3 protein-coding genes and 1 pseudogene are annotated in these 4,614 nt (G+C 70.8%); 2 read left to right on the top strand and 2 right to left on the bottom strand.

Annotation, left to right across the window (positions count from 1 at the left end; genetic code table 11):
- Together WCD84_RS14280 and asnB are read left to right on the top strand one after the other, a co-directional pair.
- On the top strand, positions 1–614 hold a 614-nt coding region (locus WCD84_RS14280), incomplete at its 5' end, for a transposase (RefSeq protein ID WP_343281798.1).
- 566 nt (positions 615–1,180) lie between these two features.
- Entirely contained in the window at positions 1,181–2,908 is a 1,728-nt protein-coding gene (gene asnB, locus WCD84_RS14275; RefSeq protein WP_343281797.1) for an asparagine synthase B, read from the top strand.
- A gap of 168 nt (positions 2,909–3,076) precedes the next feature.
- Here the strand turns inward: asnB and WCD84_RS14270 are convergent, their stop codons facing one another.
- Both WCD84_RS14270 and WCD84_RS14265 read right to left on the bottom strand, forming a co-directional pair.
- Positions 3,077–3,721 (bottom strand): hypothetical protein, encoded by a 645-nt coding sequence (locus WCD84_RS14270; protein WP_343281796.1) that lies wholly within the window; start codon positions 3,719–3,721, stop codon positions 3,077–3,079.
- A gap of 87 nt (positions 3,722–3,808) precedes the next feature.
- Positions 3,809–4,471, bottom strand: a pseudogene (locus WCD84_RS14265) (penicillin acylase family protein); the annotation flags it as partial.
- Between the last annotated feature and the right edge of the window lie 143 nt (positions 4,472–4,614).

Here is a 4,614-nt window from a genome sequence, read left to right as displayed (position 1 = left end):
AGGGCGACGCCGGCAAGGTCGGCGGCTTCTCGCTGCATGCCGGCGTGGCCGCGGAAGCACACGAAAGCCACAAGCTCGAAAAGCTGTGCCGCTACATCACGCGCCCGGCGATCAGCGAGCAGCGGCTGTCGATCTCACCGCAGGGTAGGGTGCGGTATCAGCTCAAGACGCCGTGGCGAAATGGGACCACGCATGTCGAATGGGATGCGGTGGATTTCATCGCCAAGCTGGCCGCACTGGTCCCGCCACCTCGCGCGCATCTCACCCGCTTCCACGGCGTATTCGCCCCGAACGCGAATCTGCGCGCGCAGTTGACACCCTCGGGGCGCGGCAAGCGGCCTGCGGGCGATGCGGCGCCAGTGGACGTCAGCGCCCACGACGAGCCGCGCAGCCCCGAGCAGAAGCGCCGTGCGATGAGCTGGGCGCAACGGCTCAAGCGGGTCTTTTCCATCGACATCACCACCTGCGCCCACTGCGGCGGCGCGGTACGGATCGTCGCCAGCATCGAGGAACCCACCGCCATCCGCGCCATCCTCGCCCACTTCGAGAAGCACGGCGCGCTGGAGCAAGCGCACTACCGGCCCGCAGCGCGCGCCCCGCCGCCGGCCGCGTGACGAGGTGCCGGCCACTCAACCGGAAGCGAAAGCAGAATCCGATCCGATGCGGCCACGACCCCGCAGGGCTGCGCTCGGCCCTGTGCCGGGATTCGGTGAGAAATGGCTACGCACTGAGCCGCTGCGTGGCCCCGCGATGTCGAAAACCCACGCATGAACCCCCGATCTGTGCCCGATCTGTGCCCAAAGCGGCGCTTGCGCGGCCGCTTCCTACCCGCCAGACTCGCAAAAAAGGGCGGTTGAACTTCCTATACCCCCGGGTGAGGGCGGCGGAATTGGGGAAGTTGCCCGAAGGGCGGACGCGGGCAATCCCGCGGAAAGCGTTCTTCTTGCGCGCCACCGGATCCCCCTGCTACGTTCGCCCCATGCACCGCCCCGCCACCCCCGCCATTGCCCGCAACGACCGCGCCAACAACCGCGGCTCGAACAATCGTGCGCGCCCGGCGTGGGCGGGAGGCTAGGCGGCGGCAACCGCGATACCCCCCGAAACCCGCGCCCGGCGCGGGTTTCGCTTTTTCCGCGCAGGGAGCATCCATCGCCGGCCGTCCGGCACAAGGAGCCCCACCATGTGTTCGATCCTCGGGATCTTCGACCTCCGCCCCGGCGCCGATGTCTCGGTGCTGCGTCCCCTCGCGCTGTCGCTGTCCGCGCTGCAGCGCCACCGCGGCCCCGACTGGAGCGGCGTGCACGCCGACGCCAACGCGCTGCTGGTGCACGAGCGCCTGGCCATCGTCGATCCGCTGGGCGGTGCGCAGCCGCTGCGCTCGGCCGATGGCCAGCTGGTGCTGGCGGTCAACGGCGAGATCTACAACCACCGCGAGCTGGAGGACGCGACCGGCGACGGCTATGACTTCCAGAGCGGCTCCGACTGCGAGGTGATCAATGCGCTCTACGCCGCAACGATGGACGGCGTGGAGGGCCGTCGACGGGCTGCCTGCGAGGACATGGGCGCATGGCTGTCGCGCCTCAACGGCATCTTCGCCTTCGCCCTGTGGGATCGCGACCGCGGCCGAGCGATCATCGCCCGCGACCCGATCGGCGTCTGCCCGCTGTACTGGGGTCATGACGGCGATGGCCGGCTGTGGGTGGCTTCCGAGATGAAGGCGCTGGCCCGCAGCTGCGCCGACGTCGAGGTCTTCCCGCCGGGGCACTGGTACGACACCGCCACCGGCGAACTTCGCCGCTACTACGAGCGTCCCTGGCGCGAGCGCGGAGCCACGCTGGGCCGCCGCGTCGAACCGGCGGCGCTGCGCGAGGCCTTCGAAGCCGCCGTGCACCGGCAGATGATGGCCGACGTGCCCTACGGTGTCCTGCTTTCCGGCGGTCTCGATTCCTCGCTGGTCGCGGCCTGCGCCGCGCGTTTCGCACGTCGCCGCATCGAGGACGACGATGCCTCCGAAGCCTGGTGGCCGCGCCTGCATTCCTTCGCCATCGGCCTGGAAGGTTCACCCGACCTTGCCGCGGCCGAGATCGCGGCGAAAGCGCTGGGCACGGTGCACCACGGCTTCACCTACACGGTGGAGGAGGGCATCGACGCCCTGCCGGAGGTGATCCGCCACATCGAAAGCTTCGACGTCACCACCGTGCGCGCGTCGACGCCGATGTACCTGCTGGCGCGCCGGATCAAGGCCATGGGCGTGAAGATGGTGCTGTCCGGCGAGGGCAGCGACGAGGTCTTCGGCGGCTACCTCTACTTCCACCGCGCGCCCGACGCCGACGCTTTCCACGAGGAAACCGTGCGCAAGCTCGACGCCCTGCACCAGTACGACTGCCTGCGCGCCAACAAGTCGATGATGGCCTGGGGCGTGGAGGCGCGCGTTCCGTTCCTGGACCTGGAGTTCCTGGAGCTGGCGATGGGCATGGACGCGGAGGCGAAGATGGTCGCGCCGCGCCCTAACGGCCGCCCGCCGATCGAGAAGGCGGTGCTGCGCGAGGCCTTCGAAGGCGTGCTGCCGGCGTCCATCCTGTGGCGGCAGAAGGAACAGTTCAGCGACGGCGTCGGCTATGGCTGGATCGATGCGCTGAAGGTGCGGGCCGCGGAGGTCGTGGGCGATGCCGCCTTCGCCGATGCCGCGAAGCGTTTCCCGCACGACCCGCCGGTCACGCGCGAGGCCTACTGGTACCGCAGCCTGTTCGAAGCCGCGTTCCCGGGCGAAGCCTGCGCGCGGACGGTGCCGGGCGGGCCGTCGATCGCCTGCTCGTCGCCCGCGGCGATCGCCTGGGACGCGGCCTTCGCGGCTGCGGCCGATCCTTCGGGGCGGGCGGTGGCCGGGGTGCACGCGGCCGCGCGATAGCGCCTTGCTTCGCGATGTTGCCGCGGTCGCTGCGCGGAATGCACCAGCAGGCTGCCGCCCTCGGGCTCCGCCACGATGCGGTCGCCCTTGACGCTGGTGACCGGCGCGGGGCCCGGAACGCAGACGGCCACCGCGGGCGGTGGCCGTCGTCGGATCGGCGATGGTGACTCAGTCCTTGCCGTGGCCCTTGCCGTTATTGCCGTTGCCGTTGTTGCCGCGACCCTTGTTGCCGTTGCCACTGTTCCCGCGGCCATTGTTGCCGCTGTTGCCACGGTTGTTGCCGCCGTTGCCGTTGCCCTTGTGGCCATGGCCGCGATCGGGACCCGAGCGCGACCAGTCGACCCGCACCGGGCGATCGATCACCACGGTCTGGCCCCAGCGGCCATAGGTGTCGACCTGGCCGCGCTTCAGCGCGTGGAAGGCCGCGGACCCGGGCTTGATGCCCATGCGCTGCGCCACCGCGCCCCAGCCCTGGCCCGGATGGCGATCGTATTCGTGCACGACGTCCAGGCAGGGCACCCCGAGTGCATGCGCGATGGCGCAGGCGTAGTAGACATCGCCAGGCGCCCAGCCACGACGGTCGAGCAGGTCGACCAGCAAGGGGCGCGGGGCACCGTAGTAGCCGTGCATTTCGTCGATGAACGGATCGCGGTAGCGTCGGCCATAGTCGTTGATCTCGCCCAGGCGCGCGTCGACCCAGACGTCGCCGGTGCGGACGTTGTAGCCGATGGTCTGCGCCGCGGCGGTCGTCGCCGTGCTGGCAAGGCCGACGCCGAGCGCAAGCGCCAGGATGTCGAGTCTGCGGATCGCCATGGTGGGCTCCTTCGAGTGGTCGAGACGATGCGGAAACACTTTGCGCACGGGCGATGAATCCGCGGTGATCGTCCCCGGCGGGCGCCCTCAGCGCCCCTCCAGCACGAGGGAATGGCGTGCCGGGCCGGGCAGGAACGGCGACGGCCGTCCCGACACCCAGTCCTCGTGCCCGGCGCCCCAGAACGGCGACAGCGGGTGTCCGCTCTGGCCCCCGGGCTGGTGGATGATGCCCTCGGCTTCACGGCCCGGTGCGACCACCATGCGCTGCGAGGCGCCCATCGCCGGTGCTTGCACGCGTGGCATGTGGCTGTCGCCGGGCAGCGGGTCGGCCGGCATGCACAGCGTCTGGCGCAATGGTCCCGGCAGGGCCTGGGCCAGCGGATGGCAGATGCGTGCGGTGTTGGCCTCGCCCCAGCTGCGCTCCGTCAGCGGACCGGCCGGCGCGAGCTCGTCGCGCACGGCGGCTGCAGATTCCTCGAACAGCGCGTCCCAGTCCGCGTACTGCGACGGCAGCAGGTGCTGCGGACGCTGCGTCACCAGCGGCCAGGCCACGCCCTCCAGCTGGGGCAGCGCCGGCATCTCGAACGCATCGCCAAGCGCGGCGCGCGCGGGCGCCAGCAGTCCGAGCGAAATGCGTTCGTTGACCGCGTTGCGCCACGCCCGCACCAGCCGGTAGCCGGTCGAGTCGACCGAGGCGCGTCCATCCCAGTCGGCGCTGGCATCGGCCAGTGCCCGGAGGGCGGGGGCGTCCTGCACGCGCGCGCGCAGCCAGAAGCCATTGGCCCGGTGCTGGGCATCGTGCAGCGCGTGATCGCCGGCTGGTTGGCCGATCAAGCCGGCATCGACCGCGCCAGCGCCCAGTGCGGTGCGGTGACCCTGATCCAGCGCTTCGG

Source organism: Luteimonas changyuni, assembly GCF_039548395.1.
Lineage (GTDB): Bacteria > Pseudomonadota > Gammaproteobacteria > Xanthomonadales > Xanthomonadaceae > Luteimonas.
The sequence above is the reverse complement of the archived record's forward strand: the minus strand, read 5'-3'. Positions and strand labels throughout refer to the sequence as shown.

Coding starts and splice junctions, on each gene's coding strand:
- WCD84_RS14270 (WP_343281796.1), bottom strand. CDS start 3,721: ATGGCGATCCGCAGACTCGACATCCTGGCGCTTGCGCTCGGCGTCGGC.
- asnB (WP_343281797.1), top strand. CDS start 1,181: ATGTGTTCGATCCTCGGGATCTTCGACCTCCGCCCCGGCGCCGATGTC.